Here is a 19,091-nt window from a genome sequence, read left to right as displayed (position 1 = left end):
CTATGAGCGAAACAGTGGAACGCATGAGCAAGACCGTGGACCTCGGCGCACCCGAGCTGTACATCAACCGCGAACTGGCGGCGCTGGAGTTCAACTTCCGCGTGCTCGCCCAGGCGCGCGATCCCGACGTACCCGTGCTGGAGCGCCTGCGCTACCTCACCATCGTGAGCAACAACCTCGACGAATACTTCGAGGTTCGCGTAGCGGTGCTCAAGCACAAGCACACCCTCGGCGTGGCGGTGCCGGGCGCGGACGGCCTTTCTTCCAGCGAGATCCTGGCGCGTATCCGCGAGCGGGCTCTGGCGTTGGTCGCGGAAATCTTCGACACGTGGCGCGATGAGCTGCTGCCCGCCATGGAAGCCGAAGGCATCCGCTTCCTTACCCGAGACGACTGGACCGACAAGCAACGGCGCTGGCTGCAAGGCTATTTCCAGAACGAGATCATGCCGGTGTTGTCGCCCCTCGGGCTCGATCCGGCGCATCCGTTCCCGCGCATCCTCAACAAGACGCTGAACCTCGCGGTGGTGCTCAAGGGCCGCGACGCCTTCGGACGGGAAGGACACATGGCGCTGGTGCGCGCACCGCGCTCGCTGCCGCGCATCATCCGTTTGCCGGCGGAAGTCTCTGGCGGCGAAGGCGACTTCGTCTTCCTGGCCGAGGTGTTGCAGGCGTTCGCCGATGAGATTTTTCCTGGGTTCCAGGTGTGTGCCACATACCAGTTCCGCGTCACTCGCAACAGCGAACTGGTGGTGGAGGAAGCCGAGGTCGAGAACCTCGCCCGCGCGCTGAGCGAAGAGCTGGCGGGCCGCGGCTACGCGCGTCCCGTGCGTCTCGAGGTCGGGGCCGACTGCCCGCGTGCCATCACCGAGATGCTCATTGCGAACTTCGAGCTCGAGGAAACGGACGTCTACCGCTGCGACGGCCCCGTCAACATCATCCGCGCCGGCGTGATCTACGACCAGGTCGATCGGCCGGAACTGAAATTCCCGCGTTTCACGCCACGCCTCTCGCCCGCTTTCGAAAAAAGCGTGAACGAGTTCGACGTGCTCGGCACGCGGGACGTGCTGCTGCACCATCCCTACGAGTCGTTTGCTTCGGTGGTGGAACTGCTCCGCCGCGCGGTCGACGATCCGGGTGTCCTTGCGATCAAGCAGACGCTGTATCGCGCGGGCAAGGACTCGCCGCTGGTCGACCTGCTGGTGGAAGCCGCCCGGAACGGCAAGGACGTCACGGTGGTGGTCGAACTGCGTGCGCGCTTCGACGAGGAGGCCAACATCGGCCTCGCCAACCGCCTGCAGGAAGCGGGCGTGCAGGTCGTCTATGGCGTGGTGGGTTACAAGACGCACGCGAAGATGCTGCTGATCGTGCGCCGGGAAGGCGGCGGCCTGCGCCGCTACGTTCACCTTTCGACGGGCAATTACCACCAGGGCAACAGCCGCGGCTACACCGACATCGGCCTGATGACGGCGGACCCGGAAATCGGCGAGGACATCCACAAGGTATTCCAGCAGCTGTCCGGCCTGGGCCCGATGATCCAGCTGAAGCGCCTGCTGCATTCCCCCTTCACGCTCTACTCCAGCGTCATGGGGAAGATCGAGCGCGAAACGGAGCACGCACGCAACGGACGTCCCGGCCGCATCGTGGCGAAGCTGAACGCGCTCAACGAAGCGCACGTGGTCGAGGCGCTGTATCGCGCATCCATCGCCGGCGTGCAGATCGATCTCATCATCCGCGGGGCATGCACCTTGCGTCCGGGCGTCCCGGGCGTGTCGGAAAACATAAGGGTGCGCTCCATCGTCGGCCGGTTCCTGGAGCACAGCCGCGTGTACTGGTTCGGCAACGATGGCGCGCCCGAGCTGTACTGTGCCAGCGCGGACTGGATGGAACGCAACCTCATGCGGCGCATCGAGGTCGGCGTGCCCATCCTCCAGCCCGAACTCGCCCGCCGCGTGTACGACGAAACGCTGGACAACTACCTGCGCGACAACACGCAGGCGTGGATCCTGGGCAGGGACGGGCGCTACACGCGCAGCCACCCGGCCAAGGGCGAGGCACCGCATTCGGCGCAGCAAGCCTTGCTCGCGGCGTATAGCGGGTGAAGCGGCGCGTCCTTCTCCTGTCGGTGTCGGCGGGCGCGGGGCACGTTCGCGCCGCGCAGGCGCTCGAAGCGGCGGTGTCGACACTGGCGGCGGATGGACACGATGTCGAGGCACGCCACCTCGACGTCATGGACTACGTGCCCGCAAGCTTTCGTCGCATCTACGCCGACTTCTACCTGCGCCTGATCACCCGCCATCCGCAGTTGTGGGGGATGCTCTACCGCATCACGGACGACACGCACCCCGATGCGCTCACCCAGCGCATGCGCCGCACCATCGAACGCCTGCACACGCGGCGCCTGCGCACGGCCATCGCGCACTTCGCGCCGGATGCCATCGTGTGCACGCACTTCCTTCCGGCCGAACTGCTCGCCCGGCAGATCCGCAAGGGCCGCATCGACGTTCCCGTCTGGTTGCAGGTCACCGACTTCGACCTGCATCGCATGTGGATCATCCCCGGGATGACCGGCTATTTCGCGGCCAACGACGAAATCGCCCAGCGCATGCGAACGGTGGGATTACCGGAAGCGCGCGTGCACACCACGGGCATACCGGTGATGCCCGCCTTCGCCGGCCCCCATGACCGTGCCGCGCTCGCGGAGGAATTCGGCATCGATCCGGCGCGACCGGCCTATCTCGTGATGGGCGGCGGTGCCGGCGTGGGCGCCCTGGACCATCTCGCGGAAGCACTCCTCGCGACAGGCGACCATTTCCAGCTGGTGGTTCTCGCGGGCCGCAACGCGGCGATGCTCGAACGCCTGCAAACGCTGGCGGCGTCGCGCTACCCCGGACGCCTCTTTCCACAGGGCTTCACGCAGCATGTGGACCGCCTGATGGCCTGCTGCGACCTTGCCATTACGAAACCCGGCGGCCTCACCACCTCGGAATGTCTCGCGATGGGCCTGCCCATGATCGTGAACGCGCCCATTCCCGGCCAGGAAGAACGGAACGCCGACTACCTCATGGAACAAGGCGCGGCGTGGAAGGCCATCGACGCGGTATCGCTTGCCTGGCGGATCGCCCGCCTTCAGGCGGAGCCCGCGCGCCTCGCCACGATGGCGGCGAACGCCCGTGCCATCGGCCGCCCCCACGCCGCGCGTGACGTGATCGCCACCGTCCTGGGCCACGTGGGCCAGGCATGAGCCATTCGCCGCGTCGCCGCGTCGCCGCCGCCGTGGCGACCGCGCTCTTCACCCTCGTGCTCGCCTTCTTCTTCGCGCACGTGGAGATCGAGATCGAAGGTCCGCACGGCTGGGCCACCAGCCTGCCGACCTGGCGCGTGGAGAACCACTGGCTGCTGGATCTTCTGTGGGGCGGGCGCGCCATGACGGGATACCACGCGTGGGTGTTCCCTTTCATCGCGCTCTTTTTCCATTTTCCGATGGTGTTCCGCGGTTTCTGGAGCTGGCGCGCGCAGGTGCGGGCGATTGCTTGCGTGATGCTGTTCTGGGTGGCCGAGGACGGCCTCTGGTTCGCCCTGAATCCCGCTTTCGGCCTGGCCCGCTTCAATCCCGTGGATGTGCCGTGGCACCGCCACTGGTGGGGGCCCGCACCGACGGATTACTGGGTGTTCGGCTTCCTGTGCATTGTGCTGTTCGTGCTTTCGGCGTTGCCCAAGTCGCGCACGGTGAAAGGTCCCTTCTGATTCCCCTCCTGTGGGAGCCGCTTCAGCGGCGATCCCGCGCCAGCGGGCAACGTTCCGGCAAGCACCCATCGCCGCTGAAGCGGCTCCCACACAAAGGCCGGCTCCTACACACACTTGGCCAGCCGTGACAGAATTCGCCGATGGCATCGACAGGTAAATCGCAGATCAACGAAGGCGAATTGCTCGCCGCTGTCGATCTGGGCTCCAACAGCTTCCACATGGTGGTGGCGCGCTACGAGCACGGCGAGCCCCGTGTCATCGACCGGCTGAGAGATTCCGTACGCATGGCGGTAGGCCTGCGTCCTGACGGCACGCTCGACGCGAGCCACCGGGCCGCGGCGCTCGCCAGCCTCGCCCGCTTCGGCCAGCGCATCGCGGGCATTCCCGCCCTCCACGTGCGCGCGGTGGCCACCAACACGGTACGCCGTCTGGCCGCGCCGCACGCCTTTCTCTCCGCCGCCGAGGCCGCGCTGGGACATCCGGTGGAAATCGTGTCCGGCCGCGAGGAAGGCCGCCTGATCTTCCTCGGCGCGGCGCACGACCTGCCCGCATCGCGCGATCACAGGCTGGTGATCGACATCGGCGGTGGCAGCACGGAATTCATCGTCGGCCGCGGCACCTCGCCCGTCCTCACGGAAAGCGTGCAGGTCGGCTGCATCGCCAGCACCATGCGTTTCTTCCCGGGTGGCAAGATCACGCGCAAGCGCTGGTTGCGCGCGCGCCGCGAAATCGGCGTGCTGCTCCAGCAGTTTTCCGAGGATTACCGCGAAGCCGGCTGGGCGGATGCGTATGGTTCTTCGGGCACCGCCAAGTCGATCGGCGCCGTGGTGCGGGCCATGAAACTCTCCGACGACGGCATCACGCCGGAATCGCTGGCGGCGGTGCGCGAGGCGCTGATCGAACAAGGTTCGTCCGACACGTTGAAGCTGCCTGGGCTTGCCGAGGACCGTGCTCCGGTGTTCGCCGGCGGCGTGGCCATCTTCGAAGCCGCGTTCGACGCGCTGGGCATCGACAGGCTGCGCGTGTCGGAAAGCTCCATGCGCGAGGGCTTGCTCTGGGACCTCATCGGGCGTTCGGCGGGTACCGATCCACGCATGGCCAGCATCGACTCTCTGGCGGCCCGCTATGGCGTGGATCGCGCGCAGGCGCGCCGTGTCGAGACCACGGCCCTCGCCATCTTCGACCAGGTGGCCAAGGTATGGAAGCTCGACGACGACGCCCGGGAGTGGCTGTCGTGGGCCGCACGGGTGCACGAACTGGGCCTTGCGATCGCGCACAGCCAGCACCATCGCCATGGCGGCTATATCCTGCGCAACGCCGACCTGGCCGGTTTCTCGCGTCAGGAACAACAATTGCTCGCGGCCATCGTCGAATCGCACCGGCGCAAGCCGGAGAAGTCGGTGATCTCGGCGCTGCCGGCGCGCTATCGGACCCTGGCACGGCACATCACCGCCATCCTCCGCCTCGGCGTGCTGTTCCGTCGGGCCCGCCGCGCGGAAGCGCTGCCGCGCATTCGTGTCGTTGCCACCCGGCAGCGCCTGCGCCTGTCGCTACCCGCGGACTGGCTGGACCAGCACCCTCTCACCGAGGCCGACCTGGAGCAGGAACGCGAGCCGCTGGCCGAACTGGGGCTGGAGCTCGAAATCGTCACCGAATGAGCGGGATACGCCCGGCAAAGGGGCGTATCATCGCGGGAATGTTTCGACGTAACGATCGGTTGCCCATGTTCAGAGCCGTCCTCGCCAGCGCCCTCCTCGCCCTGCCCGCCGCCGTCCTGGCGCAACAGGCCGCCAAGCCGGCGACGCCGCCTCCCGCCGCGGTCGAGCATCCGAAAGTGGTCATGCATACGAGCCAGGGGGAATTCACCCTCGAGCTGTATCCGGAAAAGGCACCCAAGAGCGTCGCCAATTTCCTCCAGTACGTGCGCGACGGGTTCTACGACGGCACCGTGTTCCATCGCGTGGTGAACGGCTACATGGTGCAGGGCGGCCTCTACAGCCGCGACCTCACGCAACGCCGCACCCGAGCCGCCATTCCCAGCGAGGCCGACAACGGCCTGTCGAACCTGCGCGGCACGGTGGCCGTGGCGCGCGGCACGGACCCGAACTCGGGCACCGCACAGTTCTTCGTCAACCTCGTCGACAACCGCCGGCTGGACTACGTCGGCAACCAGAGCAGCCTCACCTGGGGCTTCGCGGTGTTCGGCAAGGTCGTCTCGGGCATGGACACCATCGACAAGATTGCCGCGCTTCCCACCCGCGCACAGGGGCCTTTCGTGGGAGACGTGCCGAACCCGCTGGTAGTGATCGAATCGGCGAACGTGGTCGGCGAGCAAAGGGCCACGCCCGCGGCCGCGACGACACCGGCTGGCCCGGCCAATGCGCCGGCCAGGACGGCCGCCCCGGCCTCTGGCGCGAAGGAACCTGCGAAATCCGCCACGCCGAAGAAAGCCGAGAAGAAACCCGCCGCCTCGTCGACGCCGGCATGAGCGCGCTGTTCATCGCCGACCTGCATCTGGACGATGCACGTCCCGGCATCACGACCTTGTTCGAACGTTTCCTCGGCTCCGATGAAGCGCGTTCCGCGAATGCGTTCTACATCCTCGGGGATCTTGTCGAGGCCTGGATCGGCGACGACGACGACGCCGAATTGCCGGGACGCATCGCAGCCGCCACACGCGGCCTGCGCGACGCGGGCGTGCCGGTCTACTTCATGGTCGGCAACCGCGATTTCCTGCTCGGGCCCGCGTTCGCCGAGCGCGCGGGCATGACCTTGCTCGACGACGGCACCGTGCACACGATCGAAGGCGAACCCACGCTGCTGATGCATGGCGACGTACTCTGCACCGACGATACCGAATACCAGGCCGTGCGCGCCCAGGTGCGTACCGAGGCATGGAAGGCGCAGATCCTGGCCATGCCGCTGGAAGCTCGCCGCGCCTTCGCCGCGAAAGCGCGCAGCGACAGCAAGTCGCGCACCGGCCGCATCGACGAGACGATCATGGACGTGAACCAGGGCGCCGTGGAAGACGCCATGCGGCGTGCGAACGTTCGCCGGCTGGTGCATGGACACACGCACCGCCCGGCCATCCACGACTTCGCGCTGGACGGTGCCGATGCGCAGCGGATCGTGCTCGGCGACTGGTACGACCATGGCTCGGTGCTGCGTATCGACGGCCACACCGTCGAACTGCGCGGCCTGACGCTCTGAGACTTTCGTGTGGGAGCCGCTTCAGCGGCGATGGGTGCTCACGCGAGCGTGCCGCTGCCGCGGAATCGCCGCTGAAGCGGCTCCCACAAAAGCTCACTTAGCCGAGCGTCTGCAGCCAACCCAATTCGGATTCGGAAAAGCCGGCCTCTCGCCGTGCCTCGAGATTGAACGGTCCACGCAGCGAACCGTTCATGTAGTCGGCGAGAAGTTGCGCGAAAGTGCGTTCCGGATCGATGCCGTCGCGTTCGCAGCACCAGTGGAACCAGCGTGTTCCCGCGGCCACGTGCGCCACTTCCTCGCGCAGGATCACGTCGAGGATAGCCACCGTCCTTTCGTCGCCCTGACGACGCAGACGTTCCATCATGCCGGGGGTGACGTCGAGTCCTCGCGCTTCAAGTACGCGCGGCACGAGCGCCATGCGGGCGGTATCGCTTTGCGCCGTCTTCTCGGCCATTTCCCACAAGCCGTTGTGCGCGTCGAAATCGCCATAGGCATGGCCCAGTTCCGCGAGGCGTCCGCACAGCATCGTGAAATGGCGTGCCTCGTCGTTGGCGCAGGATGCCCAGTCGCGATAGTAGGAGGCGGGCTTGCCACGGAAGCGATATACCGCGTCCCAGGCCAGGTCGATCGCGTTGAACTCGATGTGCGCGATGGCGTGCACCAGGGCCGCCCTGCCCGCTTCCGTGCCGAGTCCGCGCTGCGCGAGTTCCCGTGCCGGCACCAGACGTGGCCGTTCGGGCCGTCCTGGCAGGCCGATCGGCAACGGTGGTGGCGAGGAAGGATCGGGCGCGAGGCTCCCGCTTTCCAGCGCGGCCCACGTGTCGAACGTGAGCCTCACCTTCTCGACCGGATCGGTAGCGTCGAGGCAGCGGCGAGCGGCTGTGTAAAGGTCGTTCATAGCACCAAGATGCCGTCGACAAACTGTGGGAGCCGCTTCAGCGGCGATGGGAGCTCGCGCCAACATGGCCCGCTGCCGCGGGATCGCCGGCATAGCCGGCTCCCACAGCACGCTCCTATCCCTGCCGTCACGCGCTGCGGCGTTCGTTCTTCGCCGCGTCGGAGCGCAAGGCTTCCTGCTGTTCGAGGAAACGTGCGTCCACGCCGGTGACGTATTCGCCGGAGAAGCACGAGGTGTCGAAATGGCGCAGTTCCTCGTTGCCGTCCTTCACCGCCCAGATGAGATCGTCCAGGTCCTGGTAGATCAGCCAGTCGGCACCGAGCGCCTTCTCCACTTCTTCCACCGTGCGTCCGGCGGCGATCAGTTCGGACGCGGCTGGCATGTCGATGCCGTAGATGTTCGGATAACGCACCGGCGGTGCCGCCGAAGCGAAATAGACGTTCTTCGCGCCGGCGTCGCGGGCCATCTGGATGATCTGCTTGGACGTGGTGCCACGCACGATCGAATCGTCCACGAGCAGCACGTTCTTCTTGCGGAACTCGAGGTCGATGGCGTTGAGCTTGCGGCGCACCGATTTCACGCGCTCGCCCTGGCCCGGCATGATGAAGGTACGGCCGATGTACCGGTTCTTCACCAGGCCCTCGCGCATCGGCACGCCGAGCGCCTGCGCCAGCGAACTGGCCGCCGTGCGCGAGGTGTCGGGAATGGGGATGACCGCGTCGATGCCGTGGTCCGGGCCGCGCTCGCGAAGGATCTTCTCCGCGAGTTTCTCGCCCATGCGCAGGCGCGCCTTGTAGACCGAGACATCCTCGATCATGGAGTCGGGGCGGGCGAGGTACACGTATTCGAAGATGCAGGGCGCGTGCACGGCGCCGTCGGCGCAATGCTGCGCGAGCAGCTCGCCACCCTCGGTGATGATGACCGCTTCGCCGGGGGCGACGTCGCGGAGGCGCTTGAAGCCGAGCACGTCGAGCGCGACGGATTCCGAGGCCACGGCGTACTCGTGCCCTTCCGCCGTGATGCGCTCGCCCAGCACCAGCGGACGGATGCCGTTGGGGTCGCGGAACGCGATGAGGCCATAGCCCAGTACCAGCGCGATGCACGCGTATCCGCCGCGGGCGCGTGCATGCACGCGCGACACCGCCTTGAAGACGTGTTCGTGCGTGAGGTTGCCGCGATCTTCCACCTGCAGTTCGTGCGCCAGCACGTTGAGCAGCACTTCGGAATCGGAATCGGTGTCGATGTGGCGGCGGTCGTCCTCGAACATCTCCTTGCGCAGCACCTCGGTGTTCACGAGGTTGCCGTTGTGCGCGAAGGCGATGCCGTATGGGGAATTCACGTAGAACGGCTGGGCCTCCTCGGTGCCTTCCGAGCCTGCCGTGGGGTAGCGGCAGTGGCCGATGCCGATGCGTCCGCGCAGCTTGCTCACGCCGGCCGAGTTGAAGACGTCGCGGACCAGCCCGTTGCCCTTGTGCAGGCGCAGGCGCGCGCCGTCCACGGTGGCGATGCCGGCGGCATCCTGCCCGCGATGTTGCAGGACGGTCAGGCCGTCATACAGGGCCGATGCCACTTCCGTGGTACCGACGATGCCGATGATTCCGCACATGGGTCTTGCCTTCTACGAAGAGGCCGCCGTGGTCGCGGCGGCGGGGTGAGCGTTCTGTTCTTGCGTGGGCTGCGCGGGCGTCGTGAGGTCGCGCAGTTTCATTAATTCTTCCCGGCTGGGCAATTTCACGTCAGGCAGCTTCATGTCCTTCAGCGCCGCCGGCGGGTGCATGTATTCACGCACGTTCGCCGGCACCTGCTGGCCAAGCCATGCGGCCGGCGCGGCGAACTGCGGGAGCATGGTGGACTCGCGCCACAGCGGCTCGTTCGGAAGCCCCGTGAAGCCGAGCAGGAACACCACGCCGCTGACGATCAGCACCCCGCGCGCCAGGCCGAACAGCATCCCGAACAGGCGATCCACGCCCCCGAGACCCGTGCTCGAAACCAGCCGCGAGATCAGGAAACGCAGCACGGCGCCCACCAGCAGCACCGTGATGAAACAGAGCCCGTAACCGATCGCGTAGCGCGCCGTGGGCAACGACACGCTGCCCTCGAAATGCCGCGCCACCTCCGGACCGAAGAGCCACGCCAGCCAGAAAGCGGCCACCCAGATCACGAGCGAAAGCACTTCCGAGATGAGGCCGCGCGCCAGGCCGATCAAGACGGAGATGAACAGCACGGCGAGGATGACGTAATCGGCCCAGTTCACTCGGTGGTCCTCGGCGGTTCGACGGCGGGGCGCCCGTCAGGGCGCAGTGACGACGACGCCGTCGAGGCCGACCTTGGCCTTGATCTGGTCTTTGAGCCGTACCGCGTCGTCTCGCTGGGTCTGCGGCCCGGCACGTACGCGCCAGAGCTTCGCGCCGCTGCCCGAGGCGATGCTGTCCACGTAACCCGGGATGCCCGCACCGCGCAGCTTGTCGCGCAGGCGCGTGGCATCGGCCTCGTTGCTGACCGCGGCTACCTGGACCGCGAAGCCGCCGGCGCGGGGCGCTGCCGCGGGAACGGCGGGCGCTGCCGCGGGCGTCGTGGCTGTCGGGCTGGAGGGCTTGGCCGGGGCCTGGCGCGCCGGGGCCGGGACGTCGGCGGTCTGCGACTCGGCCCTGGATGAAAGGGTGGCGGGCGCGCCCGGGGCGGCGGCGACGATCTTCAGCCGTGCCGCCTCAGCGGCGGCGCGGGTTTCGAACGGTCCCGCGCTGACCCGCGTAAGCGCCTTGCCGGCCTGGTTGGTGGCGGCGGTGCTCACCGGGTAGCCGAGGGCCTTCACCTTCTGGACGAGGGCGTCGGCCTTGGCGCGATCGGCGTAGGCGCTGAGGTTGATGGTGTAGCTGCCGCGGGCGGCCGTACCGGCCGGCAGGGCCGGCGCTGCCGCGGCGGGCGCTGCCGGTGGCGGCGTAACGGCAGGTGCGGGTTTCGCCGCGGCGGGACGCGGGCTGGCGGCGGGCGTACCGGCGAGGTCCTCGGGCAAGGCGTCGGCGGGCTTGCGCGAAGCGATGTCCACCGAAGCCAGGCGACTGCCGCTTCCCGGCGTGACGGTGGCTGCCGGTGCCGTGGCCGGCGCGGCCGGCTGCTGCACGGCCTGAGCCGCGGCGGGCGGCGTGCCGGCGGCAGGCGTACCGGCGGGCGCGACGTCGAGCGTACGAGTCTGCAGTTCGCGGTCAGGCGCCGGCGGGATGGCGAGGCTGACGGTCTGGTCCGTGTCGGTCTTCGGCGGTGTGCTGGAGAAGAACATCGGCACGATCAGCACCAGGAGAGCGATCAGGACAGCGGCACCCAGCAGGCGTGTTTTCAAGGAAGGCTCCATACGACCGGTGCAATGCGAATCACGGCGATTATACCCGGCAATGGGTGCCCTCCGCGCTGGCGGAGCGACGGGTGCTCTAGCCCGCGAGGGCGGCCGATGCCACGAAGAATGAACCGAACAGCAGGATCGTATCGGCCTCGCCGGCGGCCTTCCCTGCGGCAACTCGGGCTTCCGCGACATTCGTGAAGACGGAGACGTCGGCGTCCGGTAGCGCGGCAGCGACCTTCGCGGCGAGCGCGTCGGCTTCGAGGCCCCTGGGTGTGTCGGCATCCAGGCCAGCCAGGAACCACCGGTCGATCCGCGAACCCAGCGCCTCGACGACGCCGCCGACGTCCTTGTCCGCGAGGGCACCGTAAACGGCAAACACCTTCCCGCCATGGGACTGGGTGTCCAGCCATGCGGCGAGCGCGCGCGCCGCCTGCGGATTGTGACCGACGTCCACGAGCGTGCGCGGACGATCGGCGATGAGCTGCAACCGGCCGGGAACGCTCACCGAGGAGAGCCCCGCACGAACGGCGGCGACCGGCACGTCGATTCGGGGACGGAGGGCGTGGAGGGCGGCGATGGCGGCCGCGGCGTTGGCGATCTGCACCGGCGCGACCAGGGCGGGCCAGGGCAGTTCGAACGAGGTTCCGTCGCGATGCTCCCAGCGCCACCCTGTGGGAGCCGCTTCAGCGGCGATGGGTGCTTGCGGCGAGCTTGCCCGCTGCCGCGGGATCGCCGCTGAAGCGGCTCCCACAAGGGAAGCGGCTCCTACAAGGTCGGCGTGCGCGTCGAATGCATCGCCAGCGCGGACGACATTCGCGCCGATGGCGCGGAGCGCGTCCAGCAGGCCTTGCGGCGGATTCGGTTCGCCGACGACTGCCGGCCGCCCTGCCCTCGCGATGCCCGCTTTTTCGCGTCCGATGCTGTCGCGGTCGTTGCCGAGCCAGTCCTGATGGTCGAGGTCGACGGTGGTGATCACCGCGACATCGGCGTCCACGATGTTGACCGCGTCCAGGCGACCGCCGAGCCCCACCTCGAGGATGGCCACGTCGAGCGACGCCCGCGCCATGAGGTCCAGCGCCGCGAGGGTGCCGAACTCGAAATAGGTCTGGGGGATGTCGCCGCGCGCGGCCTCGATGCGTTCGAACGAGGCCACGAGCGCGTCGTCGCTTGCATCGTCACCGTCGATCCTGATGCGCTCGTTGTAGCGCAGCAGGTGCGGCGAGGTGTAGCACCCCGTGCGGTAACCGGCGGCGCGCAGCATGCCTTCGAGCAGGGCCACGGTGGACCCTTTGCCGTTGGTGCCGCCGACCGTGATCACGATGGATGCGGGGCGCGGGGCGCCCATCGCCTCCCATACGGCGCGCACCCGCTCGAGCCCGAGCTCGATGTCGCGCGGGTGCGTCCGCTCCTGGTATGCGAGCCACTCGCCGAGCGTGCGGCTCATCGGATCAGCAGTTGCCGTCGTCACCGAACGGGTCGTCGAGCACGATGGTGTCGTCACGATCGGCACCCGTGGCCACCAGCGCGAGCTTGCAACCCGACAGTTCCTCCACGGCACGCAGGTAGGCGCGCGCGGCGGGCGGAAGCTTGTTCCAGTCGCGGATACCCGCGGTGGACTCTTCCCAACCCGGGAACTCGAGGTACACCGGCTTGCATTCGGCCCAGCCGTCCGCGTCCAGCGGCGCAAGCTCGCGGCGCTTGCCGCGGTATTCGTAAGCGATGCAGACCTTGATGGTCTCCAGGCCGTCGAGTACGTCGAGCTTGGTGATGGCGAGCCCGTCGATGCCGTTGATCTGCACCGCGCGCTTCAGTGCCACGAGGTCGATCCAGCCGCAGCGACGCGGGCGGCCCGTGCTTGCGCCGAACTCGTTGCCCTTCTTGCGCAGCAACTCACCCATCTCGTCGTTGAGTTCGGTGGGGAACGGACCGCCGCCGACGCGCGTGGCGTAGGCCTTGCAGATGCCGAGCACGTAGTCGATGTCGCGCGCGCCCACGCCCGTGCCGGCCAGTGCGCCGCCGACCGTGGTGTTCGACGAGGTGACGTACGGATAGGTGCCGTGGTCGATGTCGAGCAGCGCGCCCTGCGCGCCTTCATACAGGATGTTGCCGCCGTCGCGGCGCACGTCGTGCAGGATGGTGGCGACGTCGTCGACCATCGGGCGCATGTATTCGCCCCAGGTCAGGGCCTCGTCGAGCACGGTCTGGTAGTCGACCGGCTCGGCCTTCAGCCACTGGGTAAGCACGAAGTTGTGGTAGTCCACGGCGGCCTTCACTTTCTCCGGCAGCTCGTGCGGGTACATGAGGTCGGCCACGCGGATGGAGCGGCGGGCCACCTTGTCTTCATATGCCGGGCCGATACCGCGCCCCGTGGTGCCGATGGCCTTCGCGCCGGACGCGACTTCGCGCGCCTTATCCACGGCGATGTGGTACGGCATGATCAGCGGCGTGGCCGGCGAGATCTTCAGGCGCGGACGCACGTCGACGCCCTGCGTTTCCAGCTCGGCGATTTCGCTCATCAGCGCGGCGGGAGACAGCACCACGCCATTGCCGATGAGGCACAGCGCGTCGTCGCGCAGGATGCCCGAGGGAATGAGGTGGAGGACCGTCTTCTTGCCCTTGATCACCAACGTGTGACCGGCATTGTGGCCACCCTGGAAGCGTGCGACCGCCCCCACGCGCTCGGTGAGGAGGTCGACGATCTTGCCCTTGCCCTCGTCGCCCCACTGCGCGCCGAGAATGACGACTGACTTGCCCATGTGTTGTGTCTCTTTGATGAGGATTCGGTATTAGCGCTGCCGGCCGGGGCCGTCGTTGAGGTAGCGCAGGAATTCGGAGTCGGGCTTCAGCACGAACGTGCCCTTGCCGTCGGCGAAAGCCTTCCGGTACGCCGCGAGGCTGCGATAGAACGCGAAGAACTCGGGGTCCTGGCTATAGGCCTGCGCATAGATGGCCGCTGCCTGCGCGTCGCCGTCGCCCTTGACCTTGGTGGCCTCGCGATTGGCGTCGGCCAGAAGCACCAGCTTCTGGCGGTCGGCATCGGCGCGGATCTTCTCGGCGCTTTCCTGTCCGGTGTAACGGAGCTCGTTGGCGAGCTGCAGGCGCTCGGCCCGCATGCGCTTGTAGACGGACCCGCTGACTTCGTCCGGCAGGTCGATGCGCTTGATGCGCACGTCGACCACGGCAATGCCGAGGTTCTTCCGGGCAACGCCGTCGGTCTGCTGGCGCACGCGCTCGGTGATGTCCTTGCGGCCGCCGGCGATCAGGTCTTCCAGCGGACGTGCGTTGAATTCGTAGCGCAAGGCGTCCTTCACGATGGGCGTGAGGCGCTGGACGGCCTGCACCTGCTCACCGGACGTGGCGCGGTAATACGCCGCGTTGTCGGCAATGCGCCACTTCACGTAGAAGTCGACGTTGACGCTTTTCTTCTCGAGCGTGAAGTAACGCTCGGGCTGCGCGTCGAGGCCGAGGATGCGGTTGTCGAAGCGCATGACCTGCTGCACGACGGGAAGCTTGAAGTGCAGGCCCGGCGCATAGTCGGCCCGCACGATGCGGCCGAACTGCAGAAGCAGAGCGTTCTCGCCTTCCTTCACAACGAAGACGCTGTTGAACCCGAGCAGGATCAGGGCCGCGACGATGATGCCGGTAACGAACTTCATCACTGGGCGCCCCCCTGCGAGGCATTCGGATTGGCGTCCGTCGTGGCGGACTGGATGACCGTGCCGACACCCGGCACGTTGCGCACGGCGGCGTTGTTGGGCTCCACGGGCAACTGGATGATGTTCTTGCCGTTGCTGCCGTCGATGACCTTCGGGTTGCCGGCCATCACGTCTTCTACCGTCTCCAGCCAGAGGCGGCGACGCGTGACTTCGGGAGCGGCGCGGTATTCCTTGAGGAGCAGGTTGAAGCGCTCGACGTCGCCGTTCGCACGGGCGATGCGTTCCACGCGTTCGGCTTCCGCCTCGGCGGCGATGCGCGCCGCGTCGCCGCGGGCCACCGGAACCACCTGGCTTTCGTAAGCGCGGGCCTTGTTCTCTTCGCTCTGCTTGTCTTCGCGTGCCGCGTTCACGTCGTCGAAGGCGTCTTTCACTTCCTTCGGCGGCGACACGTTCTGGAAGCTGACGCCTGTGACCAGGATGCCCGCGTCGTACTTGTCGAGCGTGTCCTGAAGGATGTCGCGGGCCTGCTGCTGCAGGGTTTCCTTCACGGCCGGCGCGACGCCGGCAACGGGCGCCTGCGTCGGTGCCGGCGTGTCGACGCCCGGCGTGGTCAGGATGTTGTCCATGATGTTGGCGCCGACCACGGAGCGTACGGCGGCCTCGGCGGCGTTATGGATGGTGTTCTCTTCGCGATCGGCGTTGGAGTACAGGAACTTGCGCGCGTCGGACACCTGGTACTGCACGTTGAAGTCGATGGCGATGATGTTCTCGTCGCGCGTGAGCATGGACACGTTGTCCGAGACGGAGCGGACCTGGGTGGTCTCTACCTTGGTCACGGTTTCCACGGGGCTCGGGGCCTTCAGGTGGAAGCCCGGGGGGAGGATGCGCGAGAACTGGCCGAAGCGCAGCACCACGCCCACCTGGCGGGCGTCGATCACCGTGTAGCTGGACACCAGGAGCCAGGCCACGATGAAGACCAGCACCACGGCGAGGATGCCGCCGCTGCCGGCGCCGAAGCGGCCAAAACGGGCCTTCAGGCTCTTCAGCGCACCGTCGATATCGGGCTTGCGCCCGTTCGACCGATTGCGGTTCCAGGGGTCCTTCTGGCCGTTGCCGGGTTCGTTCCAAGCCATGGGCGGCAGTCTCCTTCGGGGACCGGAGGTGGGTGGCTTCTGAGCCTGGGGACAGACCCGCGACGGCGGAAGAGGCGTCAGGCGCGCGAACACCCGTCGCCGCGCCGATGGGGCACGCAAACACTGTGAATTCTACCAGATGGCTGCCGCCGAGTGGTCGTTCAGAACTCGGCGGCGGGCGGATCGATCAGGTCGCGCAACGGGCTGGAGTGGTCGCCGTCGCTCAACAGCGGGGCCAGGACGGAGCGCGGCGCATCGATATCGAGGTGCCAGCCGTGCTCGTCGACGGCTTCCCCGGCGATGGCGCCGACGGCCTTCAGGCGAGCGTGCAGGCGCCCGGCAGTGAGAGGAAGCTCAAGCCCCGCACGAATGCGTTCGCCGCCAAGCAGCTCGCCGAGCGCCTCGCGAAGGCCGGCCAGCCCGGCGCCGGTCGCCGCGGAAAGCCAGACCTGCCGCGGCTTGCCGTCGTCGCCGCGGTCGACACGGGGAGCGGTGTCCACGAGGTCGATCTTGTTCATCACCGACAGCTGGGGCACGTCGCCCGCACCGATCTCCTCGAGCACGGAATTCACCACGCGCCCGAGCAACTCGCGCTCCTCGTCGGCGGCGTCGCTGACGTGGATCAGGAGGTCGGCGTCGCGCGCCTCGGCCAGCGTCGCCCGGAAGGCGGCCACGAGATCGTGCGGCAGTTCGCGGATGAACCCGACGGTATCGGCCACCACGGCCGGCCCACAGGCGAGGCCGTCGACCTTGCGCACGGTCGGGTCCAGCGTGGCGAACAACTGGTCGGCCGCGTACACGCCGCCAGTGGTCAGGGCGTTGAAGAGCGTGGACTTGCCGGCGTTGGTGTAGCCCACCAGGGCCACGCGAGGCACGGTGTTGCGCAGGCGGGCCCGGCGCTGCTGGTCGCGCTGCACGCCCACCTTCTCAAGACGCTTCGTCAGCATCTTCACCCGCTCGGCGAGCAGGCGGCGGTCGGTTTCCAGCTGCGTTTCGCCCGGACCGCGGTTGCCGATGGCACCGCCGCGCTGGGCGTCCAGATGGGTCCAGCCCCGCACCAGACGGGTAGCCAGGTGCTTCAGCTGCGCCAGTTCCACTTCCAGCTTGCCTTCGTGGGAACGGGCACGCTGGGCGAAGATGTCGAGGATGAGGCCCGCACGGTCGACGACGCGCGCCTTCAGGTGTTTTTCGAGGTTGCGCTCCTGCACCGGGCTCAGCACGTGGTCCACCAGGACCAGGTCGGCATCCAGCGCGCGGACGGCCTCGGCGACTTCGTCCGCCTTGCCGCTGCCGATATAGAAACGGGGATTGGGCGCTTCGACCCGCGCCGGAATGCTGGCCAGGATCTCGGCACCGGCCGAGGACACCAGTTCGGCGAATTCCTCGCCGCGACGGACCGCATCGCCTTCGCCGCGGGAATGCGGCAATACCAGCACGGCGCGATCGCCTTTCTTTTGTCTATCGAACACTTAGGGAGATAACCTCATGTGGAAAGGGGTGCGCGTGGCCCGAGGGCTCACGCGCACCCGTCGTTCCCATATGGGATTCCGCCGAGGGCCCCTCAACCCTCGCCGTCGCCGGAACCGGCTTCCCCGTGGTTTTCGTGACCGCCGACCCGCACGTTCCGGCTCGGCACCACCGTGGAGATGGCGTGCTTGTAGACCATCTGGCTCACCTGGTTGCGCAGCAGCACCACGAACTGGTCGAACGACTCGATCGTGCCTTGCAGCTTGATGCCGTTCACCAGGTAAATGGCGACGGGAACGCGCTCGCGGCGCAGTGCGTTCAGAAATGGATCCTGCAACGATTGCCCTTTGGACATTCTTCTTCTCCCCTACGCTACTCGTACGGGTCCGGGTAAAAAACGCCATGCGGCGCCCCGGCCCAAGTGCCCGGAATCTTAACTGCTTTTAAATGCCCGCTGGAAGCCGCTACCGTGACGGCTTCGGCATTCCAACGAACTGCTCCACCGCACGCTCGGCCTCGGGCAACGGATCCCCCCGGTCCGGGTCGAACGTTCGGGCGTCCACCTCGCTCCGCAACCAGGTGATCTGGCGCTTGGCGAGTTGACGAGTGGCATAGATACCACGGTTGCGGAACTCCGTGGCGTCGTACTCGCCTTCCAGGTGCTCCCACGCCTGCCGGTAGCCCACCGCGCGGATCGCGGGGAGGTCGGGATGGAGGTCGCCGCGGGCTCGAAGGCCGCGCACCTCGTCGAGGAAGCCCGCATCCAGCATGCCGTCGAAACGCCGCGCGATGCGCTCGTGGAGCACGCCGCGATCTGCCGGCAGCAGGGCGAGCTTCAGCACCCGCCAGGGAAACCGGACCGTCGCGCCACCCTGTTGCAGTTCGCTGAGCGGCCGTCCGGTCAGCTCCATGACCTCCAGCGCCCGCTGGATGCGCTGGGCGTCCCCCGGGCGTATGCGCGCGCCGGCCGCCGGGTCGAGGGCGGCCATGCGCGCGTGCATCGCTTCCCAACCAACGACCGAGGCTTCCGCGGACAAGCGCGCGCGGGTGGCGGCATGCGCTTCCGGAAGATCGGACAGGCCATGCTGCAAGGCGCGGAAGTACAGACCGGTGCCGCCGACGAGCAGCGGCACCCTGCCCTTCGCGGTGATGCGCTCCATGGCGCCGGTCGCGTCTTCCCTGAACTCGGCGGCGGAATACGCGTGGCTCGGGTCGCGGATGTCGACCAGCGCATGTGGATAGCGCGCCAGTGTCGCCGCATCGGGCTTGGCCGAGCCGATATCGAGTCCGCGATAGACCAGGGCCGAGTCGACGCTCACCAGGTCGACGGGAAAGCGGTCGGCCAACGCGCAGGCGAGCGCCGTCTTGCCCGAAGCAGTGGGGCCCATCAGGAAGATGGCGAGGGGGCGATGGTCGGTCATGGATGCGCGTGGCGTGGGCGACGCAAGGTTACGGCGGTGGCCACGCCTTGACCAGCGCAACGCAAGTGCATGTCGTGCAAGGCCGAAACAAAGTTGTCCACATGCTTATGCAGTGAGTATCCACATCCGCTGTGGATAAGCGAGAGAGCACTGGCGCGTTTTTGATCAGCGCAACGCAAGTGCTCGCCGCATAAGGGAGGAATGGAGTTGTCCACACGCTTATGC

Annotated in this window: 17 protein-coding genes; 6 read left to right on the top strand and 11 right to left on the bottom strand. The window is 67.6% G+C overall.

From position 1 onward, the window contains the following. Window positions 1-2 precede the first annotated feature (2 nt). From ppk1 to ACPYOD_RS10540, 6 genes are all read left to right on the top strand, one after another. Window positions 3-2,099, top strand: coding sequence for a polyphosphate kinase 1 (ppk1, locus tag ACPYOD_RS10565; protein ID WP_481301703.1), 2,097 nt, complete (start codon window positions 3-5; stop codon window positions 2,097-2,099). Continuing rightward, window positions 2,096-3,241 (top strand): MGDG synthase family glycosyltransferase, encoded by a 1,146-nt coding sequence (locus ACPYOD_RS10560; RefSeq protein ID WP_481301702.1) that lies wholly within the window; start codon window positions 2,096-2,098, stop codon window positions 3,239-3,241. The genes ppk1 and ACPYOD_RS10560 overlap by 4 nt, the downstream gene beginning before the upstream one ends. After that, window positions 3,238-3,744, top strand: a complete 507-nt coding sequence (locus ACPYOD_RS10555) for a hypothetical protein (RefSeq protein WP_481301701.1) — start codon at window positions 3,238-3,240, stop codon at window positions 3,742-3,744. Before ACPYOD_RS10560 ends, ACPYOD_RS10555 begins: the two co-directional genes overlap by 4 nt. A gap of 140 nt (window positions 3,745-3,884) precedes the next feature. Further along, window positions 3,885-5,402, top strand: a complete 1,518-nt coding sequence (locus tag ACPYOD_RS10550) for a Ppx/GppA phosphatase family protein (RefSeq protein WP_481301700.1) — start codon at window positions 3,885-3,887, stop codon at window positions 5,400-5,402. A gap of 65 nt (window positions 5,403-5,467) precedes the next feature. Further along, window positions 5,468-6,232 (top strand): peptidylprolyl isomerase, encoded by a 765-nt coding sequence (locus ACPYOD_RS10545; protein WP_481301699.1) that lies wholly within the window; start codon window positions 5,468-5,470, stop codon window positions 6,230-6,232. Then, window positions 6,229-6,954, top strand: a complete 726-nt coding sequence (locus ACPYOD_RS10540) for a UDP-2,3-diacylglucosamine diphosphatase (RefSeq protein WP_481301698.1) — start codon at window positions 6,229-6,231, stop codon at window positions 6,952-6,954. Before ACPYOD_RS10545 ends, ACPYOD_RS10540 begins: the two co-directional genes overlap by 4 nt. A gap of 97 nt (window positions 6,955-7,051) precedes the next feature. On the opposite strand, the gene ACPYOD_RS10535 is transcribed toward ACPYOD_RS10540, so the two are convergent. The 11 genes from ACPYOD_RS10535 to miaA all read right to left on the bottom strand — a co-directional run bounded on the left by ACPYOD_RS10535 (window position 7,052) and on the right by miaA (window position 18,866). Continuing rightward, window positions 7,052-7,852, bottom strand: a complete 801-nt coding sequence (locus ACPYOD_RS10535) for a ferritin-like domain-containing protein (RefSeq protein WP_481301697.1) — start codon at window positions 7,850-7,852, stop codon at window positions 7,052-7,054. A 127-nt stretch (window positions 7,853-7,979) separates the two neighbouring features. Next, the gene (gene purF / locus ACPYOD_RS10530; protein ID WP_481301696.1) at window positions 7,980-9,458 is read right to left on the bottom strand and encodes an amidophosphoribosyltransferase; all 1,479 of its coding nucleotides are present in this window, start codon (window positions 9,456-9,458) and stop codon (window positions 7,980-7,982) included. Window positions 9,459-9,470: 12 nt separating this feature from the next. Further along, complete coding sequence (locus ACPYOD_RS10525; protein WP_481301695.1) at window positions 9,471-10,106, bottom strand: CvpA family protein; 636 nt, start codon at window positions 10,104-10,106, stop codon at window positions 9,471-9,473. Between the two features lie 36 nt (window positions 10,107-10,142). Next, window positions 10,143-11,189, bottom strand: coding sequence for an SPOR domain-containing protein (locus ACPYOD_RS10520; RefSeq protein WP_481301694.1), 1,047 nt, complete (start codon window positions 11,187-11,189; stop codon window positions 10,143-10,145). Window positions 11,190-11,277: 88 nt separating this feature from the next. Next, complete coding sequence (gene folC, locus ACPYOD_RS10515; protein ID WP_481301693.1) at window positions 11,278-12,633, bottom strand: bifunctional tetrahydrofolate synthase/dihydrofolate synthase; 1,356 nt, start codon at window positions 12,631-12,633, stop codon at window positions 11,278-11,280. Window positions 12,634-12,637: 4 nt separating this feature from the next. Continuing rightward, on the bottom strand, window positions 12,638-13,945 hold the full coding sequence (locus ACPYOD_RS10510; protein WP_481301692.1) for an adenylosuccinate synthase: 1,308 nt from the start codon (window positions 13,943-13,945) through the stop codon (window positions 12,638-12,640). Window positions 13,946-13,975: 30 nt separating this feature from the next. Next, window positions 13,976-14,845: a protease modulator HflC gene (gene hflC / locus ACPYOD_RS10505; RefSeq protein ID WP_481301691.1), complete on the bottom strand. Its 870-nt coding sequence runs from the start codon at window positions 14,843-14,845 to the stop codon at window positions 13,976-13,978. Beyond that, complete coding sequence (gene hflK / locus ACPYOD_RS10500) at window positions 14,845-15,978, bottom strand: FtsH protease activity modulator HflK (protein ID WP_481301690.1); 1,134 nt, start codon at window positions 15,976-15,978, stop codon at window positions 14,845-14,847. Before hflK ends, hflC begins: the two co-directional genes overlap by 1 nt. 161 nt (window positions 15,979-16,139) lie before the next feature. Beyond that, window positions 16,140-17,447, bottom strand: coding sequence for a ribosome rescue GTPase HflX (hflX, locus tag ACPYOD_RS10495; protein ID WP_481301689.1), 1,308 nt, complete (start codon window positions 17,445-17,447; stop codon window positions 16,140-16,142). A 92-nt stretch (window positions 17,448-17,539) separates the two neighbouring features. Next, the gene (hfq, locus tag ACPYOD_RS10490) at window positions 17,540-17,800 is read right to left on the bottom strand and encodes an RNA chaperone Hfq (protein WP_481301688.1); all 261 of its coding nucleotides are present in this window, start codon (window positions 17,798-17,800) and stop codon (window positions 17,540-17,542) included. 109 nt (window positions 17,801-17,909) lie between these two features. Continuing rightward, on the bottom strand, window positions 17,910-18,866 hold the full coding sequence (gene miaA / locus ACPYOD_RS10485) for a tRNA (adenosine(37)-N6)-dimethylallyltransferase MiaA (RefSeq protein WP_481301687.1): 957 nt from the start codon (window positions 18,864-18,866) through the stop codon (window positions 17,910-17,912). Window positions 18,867-19,091 lie beyond the last annotated feature (225 nt).

Source organism: Luteibacter sp. HAY1-4A (genome assembly GCF_056755355.1).
Note: the sequence above shows the minus strand (reverse complement) of the source record. Positions and strands in the feature narration are given on the sequence as shown.